At 54.7% G+C, this 21,094-nt stretch carries 14 protein-coding genes and 4 pseudogenes; 10 read left to right on the top strand and 8 right to left on the bottom strand.

Annotated elements, in window-relative coordinates; all coding sequences use genetic code 11:
• Positions 1-30: 30 nt before the first annotated feature.
• Positions 31-936 carry a Tim44 domain-containing protein gene (locus JCM25354_RS12750; RefSeq protein ID WP_408734995.1) on the top strand — a complete coding sequence of 302 codons (906 nt, stop codon included), beginning with the start codon at positions 31-33 and terminating at the stop codon, positions 934-936.
• Between the two features lie 459 nt (positions 937-1,395).
• Here JCM25354_RS12750 and JCM25354_RS12740 read toward each other — a convergent pair.
• From JCM25354_RS12740 to JCM25354_RS12730, 3 genes and pseudogenes are all read right to left on the bottom strand, one after another.
• A pseudogene (locus JCM25354_RS12740) lies at positions 1,396-2,316 on the bottom strand (heme o synthase); the annotation flags it as partial.
• Positions 2,313-3,506 carry a hypothetical protein gene (locus tag JCM25354_RS12735; protein WP_025886288.1) on the bottom strand — a complete coding sequence of 398 codons (1,194 nt, stop codon included), beginning with the start codon at positions 3,504-3,506 and terminating at the stop codon, positions 2,313-2,315. The pseudogene JCM25354_RS12740 and the gene JCM25354_RS12735, both read right to left, overlap by 4 nt.
• A gap of 115 nt (positions 3,507-3,621) precedes the next feature.
• On the bottom strand, positions 3,622-4,344 hold the full coding sequence (locus JCM25354_RS12730; protein ID WP_243444064.1) for a class I SAM-dependent methyltransferase: 723 nt from the start codon (positions 4,342-4,344) through the stop codon (positions 3,622-3,624).
• A gap of 251 nt (positions 4,345-4,595) precedes the next feature.
• Between JCM25354_RS12730 and JCM25354_RS12725 the strand changes: the two genes are divergently transcribed.
• Positions 4,596-4,847 carry a hypothetical protein gene (locus JCM25354_RS12725; RefSeq protein WP_025886286.1) on the top strand — a complete coding sequence of 84 codons (252 nt, stop codon included), beginning with the start codon at positions 4,596-4,598 and terminating at the stop codon, positions 4,845-4,847.
• 3 nt (positions 4,848-4,850) lie between these two features.
• On the opposite strand, the gene gshB is transcribed toward JCM25354_RS12725, so the two are convergent.
• The 4 genes and pseudogenes from gshB to uvrB all read right to left on the bottom strand — a co-directional run bounded on the left by gshB (position 4,851) and on the right by uvrB (position 9,565).
• Entirely contained in the window at positions 4,851-5,831 is a 981-nt protein-coding gene (gene gshB / locus JCM25354_RS12720) for a glutathione synthase (protein ID WP_025886285.1), read from the bottom strand.
• Between the two features lie 142 nt (positions 5,832-5,973).
• Positions 5,974-6,407 (bottom strand): annotated as a pseudogene (gene greB / locus JCM25354_RS18895) (transcription elongation factor GreB).
• A gap of 52 nt (positions 6,408-6,459) precedes the next feature.
• Positions 6,460-7,353 (bottom strand): aldose 1-epimerase, encoded by an 894-nt coding sequence (locus JCM25354_RS12710; protein WP_025886284.1) that lies wholly within the window; start codon positions 7,351-7,353, stop codon positions 6,460-6,462.
• Positions 7,350-9,565: pseudogene (gene uvrB, locus JCM25354_RS18890) on the bottom strand (excinuclease ABC subunit UvrB). Before uvrB ends, JCM25354_RS12710 begins: the two are co-directional and overlap by 4 nt.
• Positions 9,566-9,644: 79 nt before the next feature.
• Between uvrB and JCM25354_RS12700 the strand changes: the two are divergent.
• From JCM25354_RS12700 to JCM25354_RS18880, 5 genes and pseudogenes are all read left to right on the top strand, one after another.
• The gene (locus tag JCM25354_RS12700) at positions 9,645-10,424 is read left to right on the top strand and encodes a DeoR/GlpR family DNA-binding transcription regulator (protein WP_025886283.1); all 780 of its coding nucleotides are present in this window, start codon (positions 9,645-9,647) and stop codon (positions 10,422-10,424) included.
• Positions 10,425-10,531: 107 nt separating this feature from the next.
• On the top strand, positions 10,532-12,121 hold the full coding sequence (glpD, locus tag JCM25354_RS12695) for a glycerol-3-phosphate dehydrogenase (protein ID WP_025886282.1): 1,590 nt from the start codon (positions 10,532-10,534) through the stop codon (positions 12,119-12,121).
• Between the two features lie 44 nt (positions 12,122-12,165).
• A pseudogene (locus JCM25354_RS18885) lies at positions 12,166-13,054 on the top strand (MIP/aquaporin family protein).
• Between the two features lie 73 nt (positions 13,055-13,127).
• Positions 13,128-14,618, top strand: coding sequence for a glycerol kinase GlpK (glpK, locus tag JCM25354_RS12685; protein ID WP_025886281.1), 1,491 nt, complete (start codon positions 13,128-13,130; stop codon positions 14,616-14,618).
• A gap of 313 nt (positions 14,619-14,931) precedes the next feature.
• On the top strand, positions 14,932-15,759 hold the full coding sequence (locus JCM25354_RS18880) for a zinc-dependent alcohol dehydrogenase family protein (protein WP_243444063.1): 828 nt from the start codon (positions 14,932-14,934) through the stop codon (positions 15,757-15,759).
• A 168-nt stretch (positions 15,760-15,927) separates the two neighbouring features.
• Here JCM25354_RS18880 and JCM25354_RS12675 read toward each other — a convergent pair whose 3' ends face one another.
• Complete coding sequence (locus JCM25354_RS12675) at positions 15,928-16,383, bottom strand: RrF2 family transcriptional regulator (RefSeq protein WP_025886280.1); 456 nt, start codon at positions 16,381-16,383, stop codon at positions 15,928-15,930.
• An 81-nt stretch (positions 16,384-16,464) separates the two neighbouring features.
• On the opposite strand from JCM25354_RS12675, the gene JCM25354_RS18875 reads away from it, so the two are divergent.
• The 3 genes from JCM25354_RS18875 to JCM25354_RS12655 all read left to right on the top strand — a co-directional run bounded on the left by JCM25354_RS18875 (position 16,465) and on the right by JCM25354_RS12655 (position 20,952).
• Positions 16,465-17,574 carry a globin domain-containing protein gene (locus JCM25354_RS18875; protein WP_051537406.1) on the top strand — a complete coding sequence of 370 codons (1,110 nt, stop codon included), beginning with the start codon at positions 16,465-16,467 and terminating at the stop codon, positions 17,572-17,574.
• Between the two features lie 596 nt (positions 17,575-18,170).
• Positions 18,171-19,685 (top strand): glycosyltransferase family 61 protein, encoded by a 1,515-nt coding sequence (locus tag JCM25354_RS12660; RefSeq protein WP_084294773.1) that lies wholly within the window; start codon positions 18,171-18,173, stop codon positions 19,683-19,685.
• Between the two features lie 97 nt (positions 19,686-19,782).
• On the top strand, positions 19,783-20,952 hold the full coding sequence (locus JCM25354_RS12655) for an L-dopachrome tautomerase-related protein (protein ID WP_025886277.1): 1,170 nt from the start codon (positions 19,783-19,785) through the stop codon (positions 20,950-20,952).
• Positions 20,953-21,094: the final 142 nt, after the last annotated feature.

The following is a 21,094-nucleotide window of genomic DNA, read 5'->3' as shown; positions in this document are numbered from 1 at the left end:
AGACCTGCAATGCGCTCACAAGGAGTTTTCATGTCCCGCCCCATTTTTCGTGCCTCCCTCCTGCTTCTGGCTCTGGCCCCGCTTCTGGCAGCCCCTGCCGATGCACGGCCAGGAGGCGGACGCTCCATGGGGAGCCGAGGCAGCCGTACCTATTCGCCCCCCCCAATGACGCAGACAGCCCCCTACGCAGCCAGGCCGATGGAAAGAAGCTATGCGCCGACTTCTCCCTCGCCGGGCATGAACGCGCCCTTCTCTCGCCCGATGAGTCAGCCTAGCTTTGCCCAGCGCCGGCCTTTCATGACCGGCTTCATGGGCGGCCTGATCGGTGCCGGTCTGTTCGGCATGCTTTCAGGACATGGCTTTTTCGGCGGTGGTGGGGGTGGCTTTCTCTCCTTTATCGGACTCCTCTTCCAGATCGCCATTTTCGGCTTCCTGATCGTCATGGTGTTGCGCTGGCTGGGTAATCGTCGCAATGGCAGCGCGGCGGGTTCGCCACAGCCCGGTTTCTCAAGCGGTGCCGGCACGCCTTCGGTAACGCTGAACAACAGCGATTATCAGAATTTTCAACAATTGCTGCTCGATATCCAGGCCGCCTGGAGTGCGCAGAACATGCGCGCTTTGTCCACCATGGCGACACCGGAGATGGTTTCCTATTTCAACGAACAGCTCGCCGATTATGCCAGCCGTGGTGCCCGCAATATCGTCTCAGACGTACAATTCATGCGCGGGGATCTGTCTGAAGCCTGGCGTGAAGGCAATATGACCTACGCGACGGTTGCCATGCAGTATTCACTCTATGATGTGACAACCGATTCTTTCGGCAATGTCATTGATGGCAGCAAGACCGAGCGTCAGGTGGTTACCGAGCTCTGGACATTCGTGCGTGCCGATGGGCGCGGCAACTGGATTCTCTCTGCTATTCAGCAGGTTGGATAATATGGCTTATTGAGGGGCGGATAACTGAGCCGCCCCTTGTGCTCAATGGGACAGCATTCACTCCCGCAATCGTCCCTCCCCGCGCCTGATGTCACGAGCAATAGCACTCTCAGCATATGGCGCGCCAATGATCCGGCGGGGTTCGTCCATTTCGTCCTGAGAGCCTCGCTATGCTGCTAAGCCTACTACCTGCCTTGCGCCTCATAGAATTTGAGGAACCGCGATCTCCAAGGCTGCCGCGTTCAGATATAGTTGTGCAACAGCTGCAACGAAAAGGTCCTGAGGAAAAAGGGAAGCTGAAGCCAGATCGCTTCAATCAGGAGCCATCATTTCACAGACGCAGATAGGTCAGCGTAAAAAGCGAGATCATTACCAGAAAAAGCCCGCCAAGCAGGCCCATGATCCGTCCCTGACGGTTCGAGACACCATGCGGTTTGTTCATGGAAAAAGTACCCTGTCGATCAGCAGCGCCAGAAACAGGAAAAACAGATAGGCAAGTGAATAGCGGAACGCATAGCGTGCCGGTTTATCGGCATCAAGGCTGACACCCTGAGCATCCTGCCTGTCCGTCAGAACGCGAAAAGCAAAATAGACAAAACCAAGCCCGAGCAACGTGGCACTCACGGTGTAAATCAGGCCGCAAAGATGCAGAACTGACGGCACGAGTGAAACCGTCATCAGGATCAGCGTATAGACAAAGATATTCCAGCGCGTGTGACGCGCGCCCTTGACCACGGGCAGCATTGGAATACCTGCCTTGGTATAGTCTTTGCAGGCATACAGGGAGAGTGACCAGAAATGCGGCGGCGTCCACAGAAAGACGATCGCAAACATCACTACAGGCAGAACGCTCATCGAGCCTGTCGCAGCTGCCCATCCGATCATCGGCGGGAAAGCCCCGGCAGCGCCGCCAATAACGATATTCTGTGGCGTGCTGCGCTTCAGCCACATCGTATAGATCACGGAATAAAAGAAAATCGAAAAAGCTAGAATTCCTGCAGCGAGTGCGTTGCTGGCAAGCCAGAGAAGCGCCACAGAAGCCAGTGACAATACAATACCGTAGATCAGCGCACCGTCGGCATCCATACGGGAATCAGGGATAGGCCTTACCGAAGTCCGCTTCATGATCGCATCGATGTCACGATCGTACCACATGTTGATCGCACCTGCCGCACCCGCTCCTACGCAGATACACAGTATATCAATCAGACCAAGCGGTACGGAAGGCCATTGCGGCGCTACGGCCATACCTGCCACGCCAGTAAAAACCACGAGAGAAATAACGCGCGGCTTTAACAGGGCGAGCCAGTCCTTGAGGGTTGCACCCTCTTCCCTGTCAAACTGGCGTGGCGCTTCGGCGACGCTCCGGGAGGCGCTCATGAACGGTCACCCCTGGCAGGACATTCCTGCATTGAAGGGGTTCTGGATAAAAGAAGACGCGCACCAAGAACGGCAACGCAGACAAGCGAGACGATCATACCGGCCTCGCCACAAAGCTGAAAAACAGGCAAGAGCGGCATCATGGCCAGCACGGAAACACCCATCGACACAAGGTGCACACGTCCGAGCCAATGCGGCGCTGCCATTGCAGGAAACTGCTCCTGCCAGCGATAATAGCAACCGAAAAGGGCAAACACGGCACCGAAAAGCATCGCAGAGTGAAAAGCTTCGGGGCGCGTCGACAGAAAACTCAGTACCCAGCCAGCAGAGAGAAGAAGCAGCGCAGGGAAGCTCCAGGACAAGGCAGCATTCAGTGCAAAGCTCTGGCGCCAGAGAGCGACACAGATCAATCCTATAACACTCAATGATGGCAGGGCGACGCCAAGACCGAGAAGCCAGTCATCAGCAAGTCCCGGCACTGTAACACCATGCGCCCAGACTACCGGCACACCAAGACCTGGCACAGTCATAAGCAACGGGAGCATGACCTTGAGGCGCGTGGAATGAAGGGAAACGAGATTGGCGACAGCACCCAGAGCGAGCTGCACGACGAGTGCCAGAACCGGCACCTGCAACTTGCCCAGCCAGTATTGAACACTGAAAAATACAGAATGTCCGGCAATGAGGTCGTGGAGCAGCCCCGCCATGACTACGGGAGCCACAACAACAAGTCCGAGCGAAGCAAGAAGCTGGGACCACGCGAAAGGGGACAGATCGCGGAAACGCACAACACGGCATTCCAGGCATTTCACGATGGTTGAGAGCGCCAGAAGAATGGCGCCGCAGCCCCAGAGACCAAATGCAGCTGCAAAGGCAACAGGTGCACGCGCACCACAGATGGCGCAGAGCGCACCAGTCAGGAGAAACAGAAAAGCTGCTCGATCGAAACGCAACATCAGGCTGGGAAGTGTGGTCAGTTCACCTGGCAGAACAAGACGACCCATTCCTCCCAGAAAAGCCGGGACAAGCACGAAAAGGTCGAGAAGCAGACCATGGCTCAGCGCGTGAAAAGGACCGGCACTCTGCGACACTGCTCCCAGGAATCCGCCGGCAAGCCCGCAAAAAAGTGAGAGAGCGAGAAAGGCAGCGCCATCAGCACGAAATTGCGTGCCCTGAGAGCGTCTGGTCATAGACTGGTGTAACAAGCCCCGTTCCTCATGCAGTCCTGAAGGTCCCTGTCGGATTGCGATCTTCGGGGACCTGTGATCAAGGCCAGTCTGGTATGAACTGTCGGGCACGTAAGTGTCAGGCAACCAGGGCCGTCTCTTCCTTACTATCCTTCTCAAGCGGCAATGTCACGAGTGTAAACAGCCCTGCCGGCGGTACCGGCGTAATCAGGGCCCGGTTCAGATCTTCGGGTGGCAGCAGGGCCTCCATGGCGAAATCCGGATGCCAGCCAAGCGAGCGCGATGCTCGAGCCATGCCACGTTCGACTGCAAGACGTACACCGCCCGTGGCAAGAAAATGATTAACGAAAAGGATATGTCCACCGGGCCTGACAACGCGTTTGAGCTCACCAAGCAGGCGACGCGGGCTCGGAACAACGGAGGCCACGAACATTGCCACCGCAATATCAAAGCTTCCTGCTTCAAAGCTGGTTGCTTCAGCGTCCATCTCCAGCAGGTCGTCGACATTCCCGAGCTGCTGGTTGATCACACGCTGACGGGCCCGTTCAAGCATCGCCTCTGACAGATCAATACCGGTTATATGCTTGTCACGGCTGTAATGCGGAAGCGCGAGACCGGTACCGACCCCTACCTCGAGCACGCGCTGGCCCGGCAAGGCATTGACAGCAGCAACTGCACGGCGACGACCGAAAGCAGAGATGCCGCCGAAAACCGAGTCATAGACTTTCGCCCATCGGCGATAGGCAGCACGCACCGCATCAGCATCGAGCGCGGATCGCGGCCGGGGATGGGCATCGTCCATGGAGGCAATAGGGTCGGTCAAGGGGTCCGGTCGTGTCATCAGGCTTCGTTCGTCTGGTCGCGCAAAATCATGTGTTCCGTCCTGATACCTGCTTTAAACCCACCCTTTTGGCTAGAGGGGTTCGACATCTCGCCTGACAATCAGACGGCGTGACAGGCATCATCTTGCAGGAGCGGTCTTAGCCCATCTCGCCAGAACTGGCGAGGGGCGGTTTGCATTTCCTATTATGTGGCAGATAATGACCCTGACGGGAAAGAACTGCTCGAGAAGATACCAGGAGAAGACGCAAAATGTCGCTGTCGAATATCAGCCTTATCATTATTGCACTGGGTCTGTGGGTATCGATTTTTGTCGTACGCTTCAGGGACAATATATACGAATGGTTCGTCAATCGCTATGGCCCTGAAAAACCTCCACAATTGCCTGCTGATGGCATATCGGAGGTATCTCTGCCTTTCCGCTACGTCTCTTCTCCCCAGCCGCCCCAGGCCGACTCTGCCATAAACGAGAAATCAGCCCGGGAGGATGAGTCCAGAGAATAGGTCTCAGCCGATACGGCACTCAATGGCATCCCAGATGAGACCGGCACTATTCACGTTGTTGAATCTGTCCAGCTCCTGAAGACCCGTCGGGGATGTCACGTTGATCTCGGTCAGCCAGTCACCAATGACATCAATTCCGACAAAAATGAGTCCATTATCACGAAGATGTGACCCAATGCGCTCGCAGATCTCTTCATCGCGCCTGGTCAGAGCAACAGCTTCAGCCCTGCCACCGACATGCATATTGGAACGCGCCTCTCCCGTGGCGGGCACCCGATTGATCGCACCTATAGGCTTGCCGTCGACCAGAATGATCCGCTTGTCACCCTTGCGCACGAGCGGCTCATAGCGCTGGATCATAAGCGGCTCACGGGAGCGACTGAAATGCATCTCAAGAAGCGAGGCGAAATTCTCGTCGCCTTCGCGAATACGGAAAATTCCAGCCCCCCCATTCCCGTAAAGCGGTTTGAGAATGACATCGCCATAACGTGCACGGAATTCTGTGAGAGCTTCCCGATCCCAGGTCACAAGTGTTGGCGGCATGAGATCAGGATAGTGGGTAACGAGCAGTTTTTCGGGCGCATCCCGTACGGATCTGGGGTCGTTGACCACAAGCGTCTTGCCGGCTCCGACACCATGCACGTGCTCGAGCATGTGAGTGGCAGTAATATATCCCATATCAAAGGGAGGATCCTGTCGCATGAGCAGCGCGTCGGTCGTACCAAGATCGAGGCGTGACTCTTCGCCAAAATGCGCGTGATCACCCTTGACCCGCTGCACTCTGACCGGTCGGGCTCGCGCCGAGAGACGGCCGCAATCGAGCGCTGCCTCCGCCCCACCTTCACCAAGGCACAGGGAGTCAACAGGATAGACAAAGAGTTCATGTCCACGCCGTTGCGCTTCAAGCATCAGGGCAAAAGTCGAATCACCGTCAATATTGACGTGTTCGAGCGGATCCATCTGCACAGCAATTCTGAGCGCCATCGGCTCTGTCCTTTCGATCCTGAACACCCCGGCCGGGGGATCATCTCCACAACTCATGATCTGAGCGGGCCATCTCTTACTGCTCTAACAGAGCGAGACCCGGTTTCAAACAAACGCGCCTGACAGCAATTCTGCTGATGCTTCAGGGATAGGTAATAGAAAGGATTTCGAGCATTACAGGACCACCCGGGGTCTGAAGACTCACCTCATCTCCCACGCGCGCGCGCATCAGGCACGGGCAACGGGGGAAACCAGACTGATTTCGCCTCGCGTCATATCGGCCTCGTCACAACCAACAATCGTGACATCATGGCTGATATCTTCTTCATCGATATAGGAAACGCGGGCGCCAAAAAAAACACGATCACGGGCGGTCTGCGCTGCAGGATCGACCACCAGGGCATGTTCGAGACGCTTGCTCAGAAAGCGGGCCCGACGGTCAATCTCGCGCAAACGGCGTTTGCCATAAAGGTAATCGCCATTTTCGGACCGGTCCCCATTACCCGCGGCCCAAGAAACGATCTCGACAATTTTGGGCCGCTCCACCTGCATCAATTCGCGCAACTCCTCTCGCATCCGTGCCGCCCCCTGAGGCGTCAGATAGTGCGACAGTGTGTTTTTCAGCGACTCAGCCACGAAGTTCTTTCAGCTTGTAGTGGATCGTGCCGGAAACAGTGTTCCCTGGCGCGAGAACATGAACCCCGTTTTCGAGCAGATCGGGATGATTGACACCGTTATTCATGTTCGACACGGCTTCCACCGCCACAAAAGGCTTTTCCGGTGCAGTAAAGACGACCAGATGCTGAAAGACCGGATCCGCCTCGATTGTCATCTCATAACCGGCCAACGGATAGGCAAGACGCGTTTTGCCACCCCAGCCAGCAAAACAATTATCCAGGCGGGTATTGCCAACAGGACGGGCGGCAGAAAAATCTCTCTCTCCTTCGCAGGGTTTCTGCATAACGGGGAGCATGTCTGCCCCATTCTCCCAGACCGAGCTGGCTACAAACTGCAATGTCATGTCATCGCTGCGTGCGAAGAAGGGATGAAAACCCAGACCGACAGGCTGTGATCGACTGTCGCGATTGGCGACCAGCATTTCCACACTCAACCCGTCGCGGTGCAGGATGAAAGAGAGAACGCAGCGATAGGCGAAAGGCCATTGCGCCGGATCATCTCCTTTGGCTGGATCATGATCGAGATAGAAAATCGCCCGTTCCGCATCATGTTGGGCAACCTGCCACTCACGCTCCCATCCGTTGCCGTGGATGGCATTGTCTTCAGCGCCAAAATTCCGGGTCAGGGTATAATCTACCCCCTCAAAGGTGAAACGTCCTCCCCCAATGCGGTTCGAAAACGGCACAAGCGGATAACCTGCCACTGGCGTGTTTTTCTGTGCCGCAAGATTGGGATCGGCTGTCGGGACCAGAAGATCACGATTACGCAGACGCCAGAAGGCAATGCTGCTGCCAAGAGCAGGCAACAACCCGAGATGGGCTTCACCCAGTTTGAGCTCGATCATCCTGGCTTCCTCCTGCCGCCCCGCTTCTTTGCGGGGTCATAGCCCCCACCGCCCGGACCAAGCGGACGGGGTGTCTTGTCCTTGCTTTTGAAAGAGCTACGCCCGGCTGTCGAACTCGGCAAGGGGGGCGGCTCAAGCCCGAGATCAATCGCCTCAAGCCGCTTGATCTCGTCACGCAGCCGTGCCGCCTGCTCGAAGTCGAGATTGCCTGCGGCTTCTCGCATACGTTTCTCGAGATCCTGAATCGAGGCACCAAGCGATTTACCGACGAATTCCTGCGTATCACCCGCAGCATCGGGGCCGACTGTGACATAATCCTGTTCGAATACCGAAGACAGTGCATCGCCAATACGCGACCGTACCGTCTGGGGAGTAATGCCATGCGCTTCGTTATAGGCAATCTGCCGGGCACGACGTCGTGCCGTCTCGTCAATCGCGAATTCCAGCGAACCGGTCATTTTATCTGCATAAAGCAGAACACGCCCATCGACGTTACGCGCTGCGCGCCCGATAGTCTGGATCAGAGATGTACGGCTTCGCAGAAAACCTTCCTTGTCAGCATCGAGAATGGCCACAAGCGCACATTCCGGAATATCCAGCCCTTCGCGCAGCAGGTTGATCCCGACCAGCACATCGAATGCACCCAGACGCAGATCACGGATAATCTCGATACGCTCCAGCGTATCCACATCGGAATGCAGATACCGGACCTTGATCCCGGCCTCGCCAAGATATTCTGTCAGATCCTCGGCCATGCGCTTGGTCAGCGTCGTGACCAGCACTCGACCGCCGGTGCTGATTGTATCGCGCGCTTCAGCCAGCAGGTCATCCACCTGCCCTTCGACCGGGCGCACGATCGTCACAGGATCAATCAGCCCGGTCGGGCGGATAATCTGTTCGGCAAATACGCCACCGGTACGTTCCATCTCCCATGGCCCCGGCGTTGCGGAGACGAACAGGCTCTGGGGGCGAAGCGCTTCCCATTCCTCGAATTTGAGCGGGCGGTTATCGAGACAGGAGGGCAGACGGAAGCCGTATTCTGCAAGAACCGATTTGCGGGCATAGTCACCACGAGCCATGCCGCCAATCTGCGGCACGGTAACATGGCTCTCATCCACAATGAGTAATGCATCTTCCGGAAGATATTCGAACAATGTCGGAGGCGGATCGCCAGGACCTCGTCCGGAGAGATAGCGTGAATAATTCTCGATCCCCTTGCAGGCGCCTGTTGTCTCGATCATTTCCAGATCGAAGATGGTACGTTGCTGCAAACGTTCGGCTTCAAGCAGTTTTCCTGCCGCGTTGAGCTCTTCCAGACGCTGGCGAAGCTCTGCCTTGATACCGATCATGGCCTGGTTGAGCGTCGGGCGCGGTGTCACATAGTGCGAATTGGCATAGACACTGATTTCCGACAGATCAGCGGTCTTGTTGCCCGTGAGCGGATCGAATTCGGTAATAGCCTCGATCTCATCGCCGAAAAGCGAAACACGCCAGGCGCGATCTTCGTTCTGCACAGGAAAAATGTCGATCTGCTCGCCGCGCACACGAAACGTGCCACGTTCGAATGACGCGTCGTTGCGTCGATATTGCAGCTCGACAAGTGCCTTGATCAGACGATCGCGATCAATGCTGCCGCCTGCTTCGAGCTTGACCACCATGCGCGAATAGGTTTCGACCGAACCGATACCGTAGATGCAGGATACTGAAGCCACGATGATCACATCATTTCGTTCGAGCAGTGCCTGGGTCGCAGCATGGCGCATACGATCGATCTGCTCGTTAATCTGACTGTCCTTCTCGATATAGGTGTCAGAGCGCGGCACATAGGCCTCTGGCTGATAGTAATCGTAATAGGATACGAAATACTCGACCGCATTATCAGGGAAGAACTGCTTCATTTCCCCGTAAAGCTGGGCTGCCAGTGTCTTGTTAGGCGCAAGAATCAGGGTCGGCTTCTGGGTCGCTTCGATGACCTTCGCATGGTAAACGTCTTGCCTGAACCTGTTACCCCCAGCAGAACCTGATCGACTTCGCCGTCTGCCACACCCTGTACCAGAGTAGTAATCGCCGTTGGCTGATCGCCGGCGGGCTCGTAATCAGATTTGACCACCATACGGCGAAGCTTTTCCTTCACCGGCTGGCGCTCGGGCCTGAATCCCACAAGCCTGTGCTCGGGGATTGCTTCCATCGTGGATCGTGTCGCTGTCGCCATGGTGTGGAAATGGGCTTTCAATCGCATTGTCGCAAGTACGGTATTGAAGGCCTCAACGCCCCATGACAGACAGGGGTTCATGATGCATGAAACGCTTAACACGCCCCGTCACAGACAGATCGTCGCCCTCGTGCAGGCCCATGGCTTCATGTCCAATGAAGACCTCGCCCAGCGACTGGGTGTCACGGTGCAAACAATACGACGCGACCTCAACGCGCTGGCAGAAACCGGCCATGTCGCCCGTTATCACGGTGGCGCCAGTCCAAGTTCCTCAACCGAAAACATTGCCTATGGCGAGAGACAGACCCTTCATTCCAGGGCGAAAGATGCCATTGGCGCCTGCGCCGCCGCGCTTATCCCTGACGGCAGTTCGCTCTTCATCAATATCGGCACCACGACAGAAGCTTTCGCGCGCGCCCTGACGGGTCATCGCGACCTCCATATCATCACCAACAACCTGCACGTTGCCGTAGCCCTCTCGCCAAGACGCGATTTTCGCACCGTTCTGGCCGGGGGTCTCGTGCGCCCACAGGATGGCGGGATCATCGGCGCGGGTGCAACGGAATCGCTCTCGGGATTCCGCGCTGATTTCGGTGTGATCGGTATAAGCGGGATTGAAGAAGACGGTACCCTGCTCGACTTTGACCTCGACGAAATCCAGTGCGCCCGGGCGATCATGCGTCATGCCCGACGGGTCATCCTGCTCGCCGATCATACGAAGTTCACGCGCAAGCCTGTCGGCCGGGTGGGAGATCTCACGATGATCGACGATTTCGTCACTGACCGCCTTCCTTCCGCAGAATTCCGAACACAGCTTGAGACAAAAAATGTTACACTTCACGTGATTGAGAGCTCTTGATCGCAAAACAATAACACGAAATCGTTATTCATAACAATTTCTGTTCGTTTTTATTCGTTTGTGTTCTATTGATGCCTTCGTAGTCGCTTTTACCGAAGGTTCCTGTCATGACGACTCTATCCCCTTCTGGCCTGCCACGGTCTTCAGACGGGCCAATCCATGATCTTCTCATTGTCGGCGGCGGGATCAACGGGACCGGTATTGCCCGCGATGCTACGGGTCGCGGTCTGAAAGTGTTACTGGTCGAGAAAGACGATCTGGCCAGCCACACCTCTTCAGCCAGCACCAAGCTTATCCATGGCGGATTACGTTATCTCGAATACTATGAATTCCGCCTCGTGCGGGAAGCGTTGAACGAACGCGAACGTCTTCTGAATATTGCCCCGCACATCATCTGGCCAATGCGTTTCATCCTGCCGCATTCGGCCATGCTGCGCCCTGCCTGGCTGCTGCGTACCGGCCTGTTTCTCTACGACAATCTATGCCGCAGCATGACTTTGCCCAAGACGCGCAGTCTGCGACTGCAAGACGAGGCCGCAGGCCGTGTGTTGCGCCCCGATTATGTGCGTGGTTTCGAATATTCCGATGGCTGGGTGCAGGATAGCCGCCTTGTTGCCCTGAACGCCCAGGACGCTGCCCGACGCGGCGCTGAAATCTGCACACGCACCAGGCTGGTAAATGCCGAACGTCATCCCGACCACTGGGTCGCAACACTGGAAGACACGACGACCGGTGAAACGCGCCAGGTATTCGCGCGCGCCGTAATCAATGCTGCTGGTCCCTGGGTAGCAGAACTGCTCAAGGACAGACTTTCGATCGATAGCCGCAACCACGTACGCCTGGTCAAAGGCAGCCATATCGTCGTGCCAAAGCAGTTCGACACCGAGCAGGCCTATATCCTGCAGAATCCGGATCGTCGTATCGTCTTTGCCATTCCCTATGAAAAAGACTTCACCCTGATTGGCACAACCGATATCCCGTGGGATCAGGACGCGAATTCAGTGACGATAAGCAAGGACGAGATTTCGTATCTTTGCGAAAGCGTAAACCGTTACTTCAAACGCAGCCTGACCCCTGATGACGTCGTCTGGAGCTATTCCGGTGTAAGGCCGCTCTATGATGATCACTCTGGCAATGCCTCGGCAGTCACCCGTGATTACCGTCTTGATCTTGACCACAGTGCCGCACCAGTTCTCTCGGTTTTTGGCGGCAAGATCACGACCTATCGCAAACTTGCCGAGCACGCACTCGAAAAACTTGCTCCTCACCTCAAGGGCCTGAGCCTTGTATCCTGGACAGCGGACTCTCCATTACCAGGAGGTGATTTCAAACGCTCCGAATTCAGCAAGCTCGTGGCTTCACTCCTGCGCCACATTCCCGGTCTATCGACAGAGACGGCAACAAGACTGGTGCGCAACTACGGCACACTGGCTGAAACACATATCCTGTCCAAACAAACAGGAAGTGAGCATGCGTCCCTGGGAGCATTGCTCGGTGCCGACCTTTACGAACGTGAAGTCGATTACCTCATAGACCATGAATGGGCACGCAATGCCCAGGATATATTATGGCGACGCTCGAAACTTGGCCTTCGTTTTACTGACGAAGATATCTCAAGGCTGGAAGATTACATTACCCGCCGCCTTCACCACAATGCGCCGGATGACAGATCTGAATCCGTAACAGAGATCATCTGATCTCTCTTCTCCCTCCCCCCACTCTGGCTGACGGACAGACTCTCATGTCAGAAAGAAAACGCTATCTCGGCGAGCTTATTGCCGAATTTATTGCGGTCATGATCATCATCATTTTCGGCGACAGCGTCGCAGCCATGATCGTGCTGTATGATCCCAACCCCTATCAGAACGCCTACTGGGGCGTCGCCATTGTCTGGGGACTTGGCGTCACGATCGCCATTTATGCCACAGGCGCTGTCAGCGGCACACATGCCAATCCGGCCGTCACCCTGGCGCTCGCCCTTTATCGCGGATTTTCGTGGAAAAAGGTTCTGCTACTGGGTCGCACAAGTGCTTGGCGGCATTGCCGGAGCAGCAATCGTCTATCTCAATTTCCATCCCGTCATTGATCACTACAACATGACTCATCATCTCACCCGTGCAGGAGATGGCGGGGCAGCCGGTGTCTTCTTTACCCACCCCGGACTTGCCGTGACTGCCATGCACTCCTTCGTGGTGCAGATCGTGCTGACCGGCGTTCTGGTTTTCGGAATCTTCGCGATTACCTGCCAGTACAATACCATGGCACCACAGGCGAATTCCGGAGCTCTCATCATCGGGCTTCTGGTTGCCATTATCGGCGCCTCCTCCGGCTTTCTCGATGCCTGGGCCATCAACCCGGCGCGCGATTTCGGACCACGCACATTTGCTTATTTCGCTGGCTGGGGGGCTTCAGCTTTCCCCTCTCCTGAACATTACTGGTGGGTTCCCATTGCCGGCCCGCTGGTAGGCGGTGTGGTTGGCGCGGGTATCTATCAGTTCACCCTACGCCCGTTCATGCCGAATTACACAGCCGACAAGCCATCTGTTGTCGCAACAGAGCATGCGCCCTCAGCCCTGACAGGTGGAGAACCCGCCTATATTCCGGGAAGTGGTGCAAGCCCAGCTCCCTGAACCGATCCGTCCTTATTCCTCGCTTGCCTCAGTTTCCCTGCGCATCCATCCGATGCCAGAAGGAGTTTACCCGATGACCAAGAAGACCCATATCCTCGCCATAGATCAGGGCACGACCTCGACGCGCAGCATCGTCTTCGACAACAAGGCAAAGACCCTTTCACTGTCACGCCGTGAATTCACCCAGCATTACCCCAATCCGGGCTGGGTCGAGCACGATGTAGAGGATATCTGGAGCGATGCCCTCACCACAGCACGCGAAGCCATTGCAGAAGCCGGTGGCGTGGAAAAAATCGCCGGACTGGGCATCACGAGCCAGCGTGAGACGGTTGTTCTATGGGACCGCACCACAGGCAAACCCGTACACCGCGCCATCGTCTGGCAGGACCGTCGGACAGCCGCCTTCTGTGCCGAACTGAAACGCGATGGTGCAGAAGAACTCGTACGATCGAGAACCGGCCTGCTGCTCGACCCCTATTTTTCTGCGAGCAAGATTACCTGGCTACTCGATAATATCGACGGACTGCGTGAACGCGCCGAGGCTGGCGAACTCGCCATGGGTACGATCGACAGCTTCCTTCTCTGGCGGCTCACCGGGGGAACGGTTCATGCAACCGACGTAACCAATGCCAGTCGTACAGCCCTGTTCAATATCCATACTCAGGAATGGGATCCCGAGCTGCTTGCTCTCTTCCGCGTGCCCGCGGCCCTTCTGCCGAAGATTTGCGATAACAGCGGTCAGCTCGGCATGACAGCGCCGGAACTTTTCGGCCAGCCTGTTCCGATCGGCGGCATGGCAGGCGATCAGCACGCGGCCCTCGTTGGTCAGGCCTGCTTCGAGCCCGGTATGGCAAAAGCCACCTATGGCACGGGCTGCTTCATGCTGCTCAATACAGGCGACAAGCCTGTCACTTCGACTCATCGTCTGCTGACAACCATTGCCTATCGCATCAACGGCAAGACGATCTACGCTCTTGAAGGATCAATCTTTGTGGCCGGAGCCGCCATCAAATGGCTCCGTGACGGACTGCATCTCATCACCCACGCATCCCAGACCGACGATATGGCAACACGTGTGCCGGATAGTCACGGTGTCTATATGGTGCCTGGTTTTGTGGGACTTGGCGCACCGCATTGGGACCCCGAGGCAAGGGGACTTATCTGCGGTCTCACACTTGGCTCGACAGAGGCACATATCGCCCGTGCCGCGCTTGAATCAGTGGCCTATCAGACTTTTGATCTCGCTCACGCCATGCGCGAAGATGGCGCAATGCAGGCACAGACCCTGCGGATCGATGGCGGCATGTCGGCCAATGACTGGTTCTCCCAGTTTCTGGCCAATATTCTTGATGCCAAAGTTCAGCGTCCATCAGATCTCGAAACCACAGCGCTGGGCGCAGCCTTCCTTGCCGGCCTCGCAACCGGTGTCTGGAGCTCGCTCGAGGAAATTGCCACGATCTGGAAACAGGAACGACTGTTCGAACCAAAGATCGAACCGCAACTTCGCCTTGAGCTCCTCCGCGGCTGGCAAGATGCTGTACGGCGTACCCTGACACCGAACTGAACAACATAATAAATACCCGTTTTGCAGAAATCATCGGGGAGGCGGCATCCTGGAGACAGGGCCGCCCCCTTGCACAGGGGCATCCTCCTTACTATTTCGATGTAATTCGAAATTAGAAAGGAATTACTCTTATCATGTCACGCGCTATCGTAATCGCTCCGCCCGGGGGCTTCGACAAGGCCTCCGTTATCCGACTTGATACGCGTTCCCCTGGTCCCGGTGAAATCCGGGTACGAATTCATGCCTCATCCCTCAATTATCACGATTATGCAGTCGTAAGTGGCATGTGGGGACCTCCGAGCCTCGCATTCCCATGGCCGATGGTGCCGGAGAAGTGCTGGAGATCGGTGAGGGAGTTAGCGGATTTGCTCCGGGTGATCATGTCGTCAGTACGTTCTTTCCAGGCTGGCTTTCGGGACGCCCGGAAGTCATCGGTTTCGGAACTGTCCCGGGGGACGGGATCGATGGCTATGCCCGTGAGGAAGTTACGGCACCGGCAACCTCTTTCACCCACGCCCCCAAGAACTGGAGCCATGCTGAATCGGCCACTCTCACCACGGCCGGCCTGACTGCCTGGCGGTCCTTGTTCGTTGATGACTGCATCACACCAGCGAGTACCGTCCTTGTGCAAGGGACTGGTGGTGTATCCATTTTTGCCCTGCAATTCGCCAAAATGGCAGGAGCTACGGTCATCGCCACCTCGTCCAGTGACGAAAAACTTGAGCGTCTGCGCGATCTGGGAGCGGATCACCTCATCAATTACCGCAGCAATCCGGAATGGGGACGCACCGCTTGGGAAATCACCGGGGGACGCGGGGTGGATCATATCATCGAAGTGGGAGGGGCCGCCTCGCTCGCCCAGTCAATGGAGGCTGTCAGGGTCGGCGGGCATATCGGGACAATCGGTATTCTCAGCGGTGTATCGGCGAAGCTGGAACTGGTACCGATGCTGATCAAGCAGTTCCGCCTGCAAGGCGTACTGGTAGGCAGCCGTGAGAACCAGATTGACATGATCCGAGCGCTTGATGCCCACACACTCCGCCCGGTTCTTGACCGTGCTTTCCCTCTGGAAGAGATTGTGGCAGCCTTTCGCTATCAGGAAAGTAACCAGCATTTCGGCAAAATCTGCCTTGAATTCTGACCTGTCTCTCCGACCAGCAGTCTCGCCACAAAAGCATATGTCTGTGCAACACATGCGTTGATGGCGAAACAGCCGCTGAGACACAATCAGGTACGGAACAGAATTCTGCTTCCGTACCTTCAGCAGGATATCGATCCGACACCTCTGCACCAGTGATCGGCATAACCCTCATGAAGCGTCATGAAAGGGCCGGCTCTCCATACGTTTTATCAAGGTTGCTCGTTCCGGGGGGGCGAGCAGATCAGCCAGTGTCCGTCCATCCAGCACGGCCATGAATGCGCCAAGCGCATCACCCAGCAAATTCTGAAGGCGGCAGGCGCCCGTCAGAAGGCAGCTCTGCCCGGTCTGAAAGCAGGCAACAAGCGCCATATCCTCCTCGGTAAAACGGACCAGATCCCCCAGATTGATCTCGGCTGGCGAACGCGCCAGTACCAATCCCCCACCACGCCCACGCATCGTGGTCACAAACCCGCCCTGCCCCAACCGATGCACGATCTTTACCAGATGGTTTTCGGAAATCCCGTAGCGTTGGGCAATTTCATGGATTGATACACGACGCTCCTGGTTCAGCCCGAGGTAAAGCAACACGCGCAGGGCGTAATCAGTATGAAGAGTCAGACGCATGGAAAAGATGTACCAGATTTGCATCTTTCATGCATCCATCCTAAAAGATGTGTGTGAAATACATCTTTTAGGAGTCGCCCGATGATTGAGCCTCTCAAATCCGGCACCGCCGAGATTGTCAAAGCTACTATTCCCGCCCTTGAAGCCTATGGCGTTACCATCACCAAGACCATGTACGGCTCTCTCATGCGCGACCCCGCCATAGCCGCGATGTTCAATCAGACCGACCAAGCCAATGGTCGTCAGCCCCATGCACTCGCCGCAGCGGTGCTCGCCTATGCTCGCCATATCGATCATCCGGAGAAACTGGAATCAGCTCTGAGTCTGATTGTCGAACGCCACGTCGCGGTGATGGTCAAACCGGAACAATATCCGGTTGTTGGCACCGCCCTGCTTGGAGCGATCAAAACCGTACTGGGGGATGCTGCAACACCGCAGATCATGGAAGCATGGAGCGATGCCTATCGTTTCCTCGCCGAAATACTCATTTCCCACGAAGCGCGTATCTATAACGAACGCTCAGCCCTGCCGGGCGGCTGGCGTGAATGGCGGTCATTTCGCGTTGCCTCACGCGTACAGGAAAGCGACACGGTCACATCCTTCTGGCTTGCGCCGGTCGACAACAAGCCGGTTCTCCTGCACAAGCCTGGGCAGTTTCTCACGTTCAAGCTGGAACGTGACGGCATCAATACCAGACGAAGCTACAGCATATCGAATGCTCCTGATGCACAAAGCTATCGCATTTCTGTCAAGCGTGACCCGAATGGCCAGGTCTCGAGCTGGTTCCATGACAGGCTACGTGAAGGCGACAAGCTGGACGTCGCCCCGCCGGCCGGAGATTTTACTCTTGCTGCCACAGGCACATCACCAGTGCTTCTGGCCAGCGCGGGTATAGGCATCACACCATTCATGAGCATGCTGCTCACAGCCAGGGCAGGCGGAATTACCAAACCTCTGCATCTCGTCCATGGCGATCATGATTACGATCGTATTCCGTTCAGATCGAGCCTTCTGGAACTTGCAGGCGCCCCAACTGCTCCGCGTATTGATTTGTTCAGCAGTACCGGAGCGGGGAACAATCTATCCCTGCCCGGCCATAAAGGTCATATCTCGGCCCAGTGGATATTCGATAATATTACCCCCGAGACACATATATTTGTCTGTGTCCTCGCAGTTTTCAGCACGATCTGATCGGTGGCCTACGCAAGCTCGGTGTAACAAACGATCGCATTCATCACGAATTCTTCGGATCCGACGAAGCACTTGCTGCGTGATAGTGATCTGACAGATCCGGGATCAAGGACCCGGATCTGTCAGAAAGCCCGGGATGTCTTATTCTTTCCATCTCAGAACCAGTTGTCAGATCAGTTGTCTCCATCCCCGCCTCGTTCTGTCTTACACAACCAGACACAATCAATATGACATTGGCATTGAACCCTGACAAAGATTGTTCATGCTCCTTACGGACGAATTTACCTCACCGAAATTCTCCGTGATAATTATCCAGGATGACAGCTCATACGATATTCTGAAGCATGGGATGGTCTACCCTCCCCCAGCTTCAAGCCGGCATGTATTGTCATGCCAGCCGAGACCAAAGAAATCCTGTGAATCTATAGACCATCTCCACTCTACAGCGTAATTTACAGGATCCAGACTTGGTACACCAAAATATTTCCAATGGGATAAATAGAGATGACAATAAAGAAAGCCACCCTGGCGCCGAATAAGATTGTCAATTTTTATGATAACCCTGAAATAATGACATTCAATAACGCTATCTATCATTGTGGATTAGCACATTTCGACCTGATTGGTGGCGTTTTTACCCGCGAGGGATATCTGATACCTCAGGCCGCATTTTTTCATCGCAATCGGCTGTTCTCAAAGGGCAGCCACAATGGGTTAATCCCGAAAGTGCCAAATATTATCCTGTTATCGAGCGAGCCATCTTTGTAGGCCACATACACGATCAGTATGGCCACCTTATAACCGAATTTATTTCAAGACTCTGGGCCCTTGCGAACATACGCAAACCTGGTGACAAGCTACTTGTACGGTGTGTGCGTGGATTGGACGAAGTTTTTACATTCAAGTGGGAAGCTGAGATCTTTGACGCTCTTGGGTTAACCAAGGATGATTTTATTACCCCGGAAATCCCTGTTACTATCAGAGAACTCGTAGTGCCTTCTCCAGCTTTTGCAGAGCAAGGTTATTGCTACAGAAAAATGGCAGAATTCTGCAACAGGATTGGAGATTTATCACAGAGTGCGATCAATCCTGTAAAGGGAGAAAAAATATATCTGTCGCGTTCTAAACTATATGGTGGCACTCTTCTGATTGATAACGAACCTCTCCTTGAAAAAGCATTGATTGATCGCGGCTTCCAGATAGTTCATCCGGAAGAACTGACATTTCCGGAGCAGATTTCACTATTCAGAAACCATAATACTCCTGTCGGATTTGTCGGGTCAGCTTTTCACACATCGATATTTACACCCAACCCGTCGGGGGTAGCCATCAATGCCAAGAGCCATGTTGATGCTAATTACACGATGATGGATGGCGTTAATGAAGCCGAGATTGATTACATAGAGAGTGATCTCATCATAGAGTCCCCGCAAAAAGATCATAGATTTTTTGAAACAAAAACAATAACAAATATTGATTTGTTAACCCAGAATATCTCGGATTTTGTCACCGACAAAAGATCTGGAATACATATTCCCAACATGGGACAAAAAGCGATTTCCAGACCAATTGATTTCACGTCTTTTTATCTTCAATCCCAGACTGGCAGATATATCAATATCGACCTTCGTACGGGACGTCTAACAACAGAAGAAGGTCCTTTTCACAAAAAGGTCTTTGCCCTTGTCTTCCAGAATCCTGAATGGTCCAGATATCTATTCCTCTTTAACATTTTTGATTCGTCTATTGGTCTTGAGGGTAGTTTGCAGGATGGTCCTGTAAAAAAACTTCTGCTCACACGAAATAATAATGGAGAAACATCTCTTCTCGACGAAAGCGTCAATCTGTACCTTACAATAACGCCGACAGTACCTGGACCAATAACAAATGGAGGGACAGTTACTTCATCAACACCAGAAATATCTGATTATGAAAAATACTCACTCGAACCTACCAATGAATTTAATATAAGAAAAGGTACAGATATGCACAAAGTTCTGTGCCTTATTGCCATGAAAATGGACAGATCTTCAGTTGGCAATTACGAATTCTACAACCAGACAGTCCCGCATCTGGTCAGTTTCGTAGATCGCATTCTTTTTGTTGAATGATCGGACCTGGCGCAGAATTGTGCAGGGCCTGGTTAAATCAGGGCGCAAGAAGCTGGTTTTCTTCTGAGATCACTACACTTGAGGCTGGATTATTTTGATGAAATTGCTCACCCTTCTTTTGGCCACAGCCAGTTTCACGGCTTCAGCTCGCGCGGCAGAACCTGCCCGGCCAATGGCCATGCAGCCCAGCCTTGAGACTGTCAAACGTTTCCCGAGCGATTTCAATATGATAGGTGTTGGCGTTTCGCATTCCGGGGTCGTTTATGCTTCAGCCCCTGCCACAATGAAGCGTTACAGCGCGAGCGTCGTGCGTATCGACGCAAAAAGCGGCGCATTAATTCCTTTTCCCGACAAGGGCTGGAACCGCTTTGAGCATAATCCTGTCGAGCGTGAAGTCTGGGTTTCGGTGCCGGCACTTTGGGTGGATGACCGTAACCATCTCTGGGTGCTGGATTCCTCCCTGCCATCGGTCGATCAGAAAACGCTTCCCCCAAAACTGGTCGAGTTCGACGCCGAGACAGGCAGGCTGATCCAGATCTACCATTTCGGCCCTGATATCACGCCCGCAGACTCACTTAACGATGTCCGTGTCGATACCACGACCAACACAGCCTATATCACCAATGAGTCAGGGAACGGCGGTCTGGTCGTGATGGATCTGGATACAGGGGCTTATCGTCTGGTACTGGCCAATACACGCTCTGGTGTGGCGGATCCTAATCAGCATCTGCATATTTATGGTGAGCTTGCACGCAAGAAAAATGGCAGTCTGCCGGTTACCCAGGATGATGGCATGGCCCTCTCGCCGGATCGGACCTGGCTCTATTATCGCCCCCTGACCGACCATAATTACTGGCGCATCGCAACGGCAGATCTGCGCAATGCGCATCTGACCGATGCCGAGCTCGACAAGAAGGCCCAGTATCTCGGCCAATCCGTCATGAGCGGCGGTATGGAGATTGATTCCTGCAACCGTCTCTGGGTTGGAGACATTGAAAACCACGGTCTCTATGCCTTGTCCTTGCCAACCGGAGCGAAGACGCTTCAAACGCAGAAGATCTTCGACAATCCTGCAGTGCTCGACTGGGCAGACGGCTTTGCGATCGCCCAGAACTGGCTCTATATCAGCGACTCACGGCTTGATGAGATCGCCTTCCAGAACAGTCGTCCACTCAAGGGACCAACGACGATCTATCGCATGAAGCTGCCGCCATGCCAGCCCATAAATGCGCCAGACGTAACACAAGACCATGAAACGCCCCGTTGACCATATGATTCCGGACATCATCAACCATGGCTTCTGAAGCCGGTTTGTTTCAACGCTGATCACGCCAGTGTGCCTGCTACATACCGAAGCATTCCAGCATAAGGCTCATTCGTCTACAGCAGCTTGCAGTCCGAATGCTTCA

Source organism: Asaia prunellae JCM 25354, assembly GCF_000613885.1.
Lineage (GTDB): Bacteria > Pseudomonadota > Alphaproteobacteria > Acetobacterales > Acetobacteraceae > Asaia > Asaia prunellae.
Note: the sequence above shows the minus strand (reverse complement) of the source record. Positions and strands in the feature narration are given on the sequence as shown.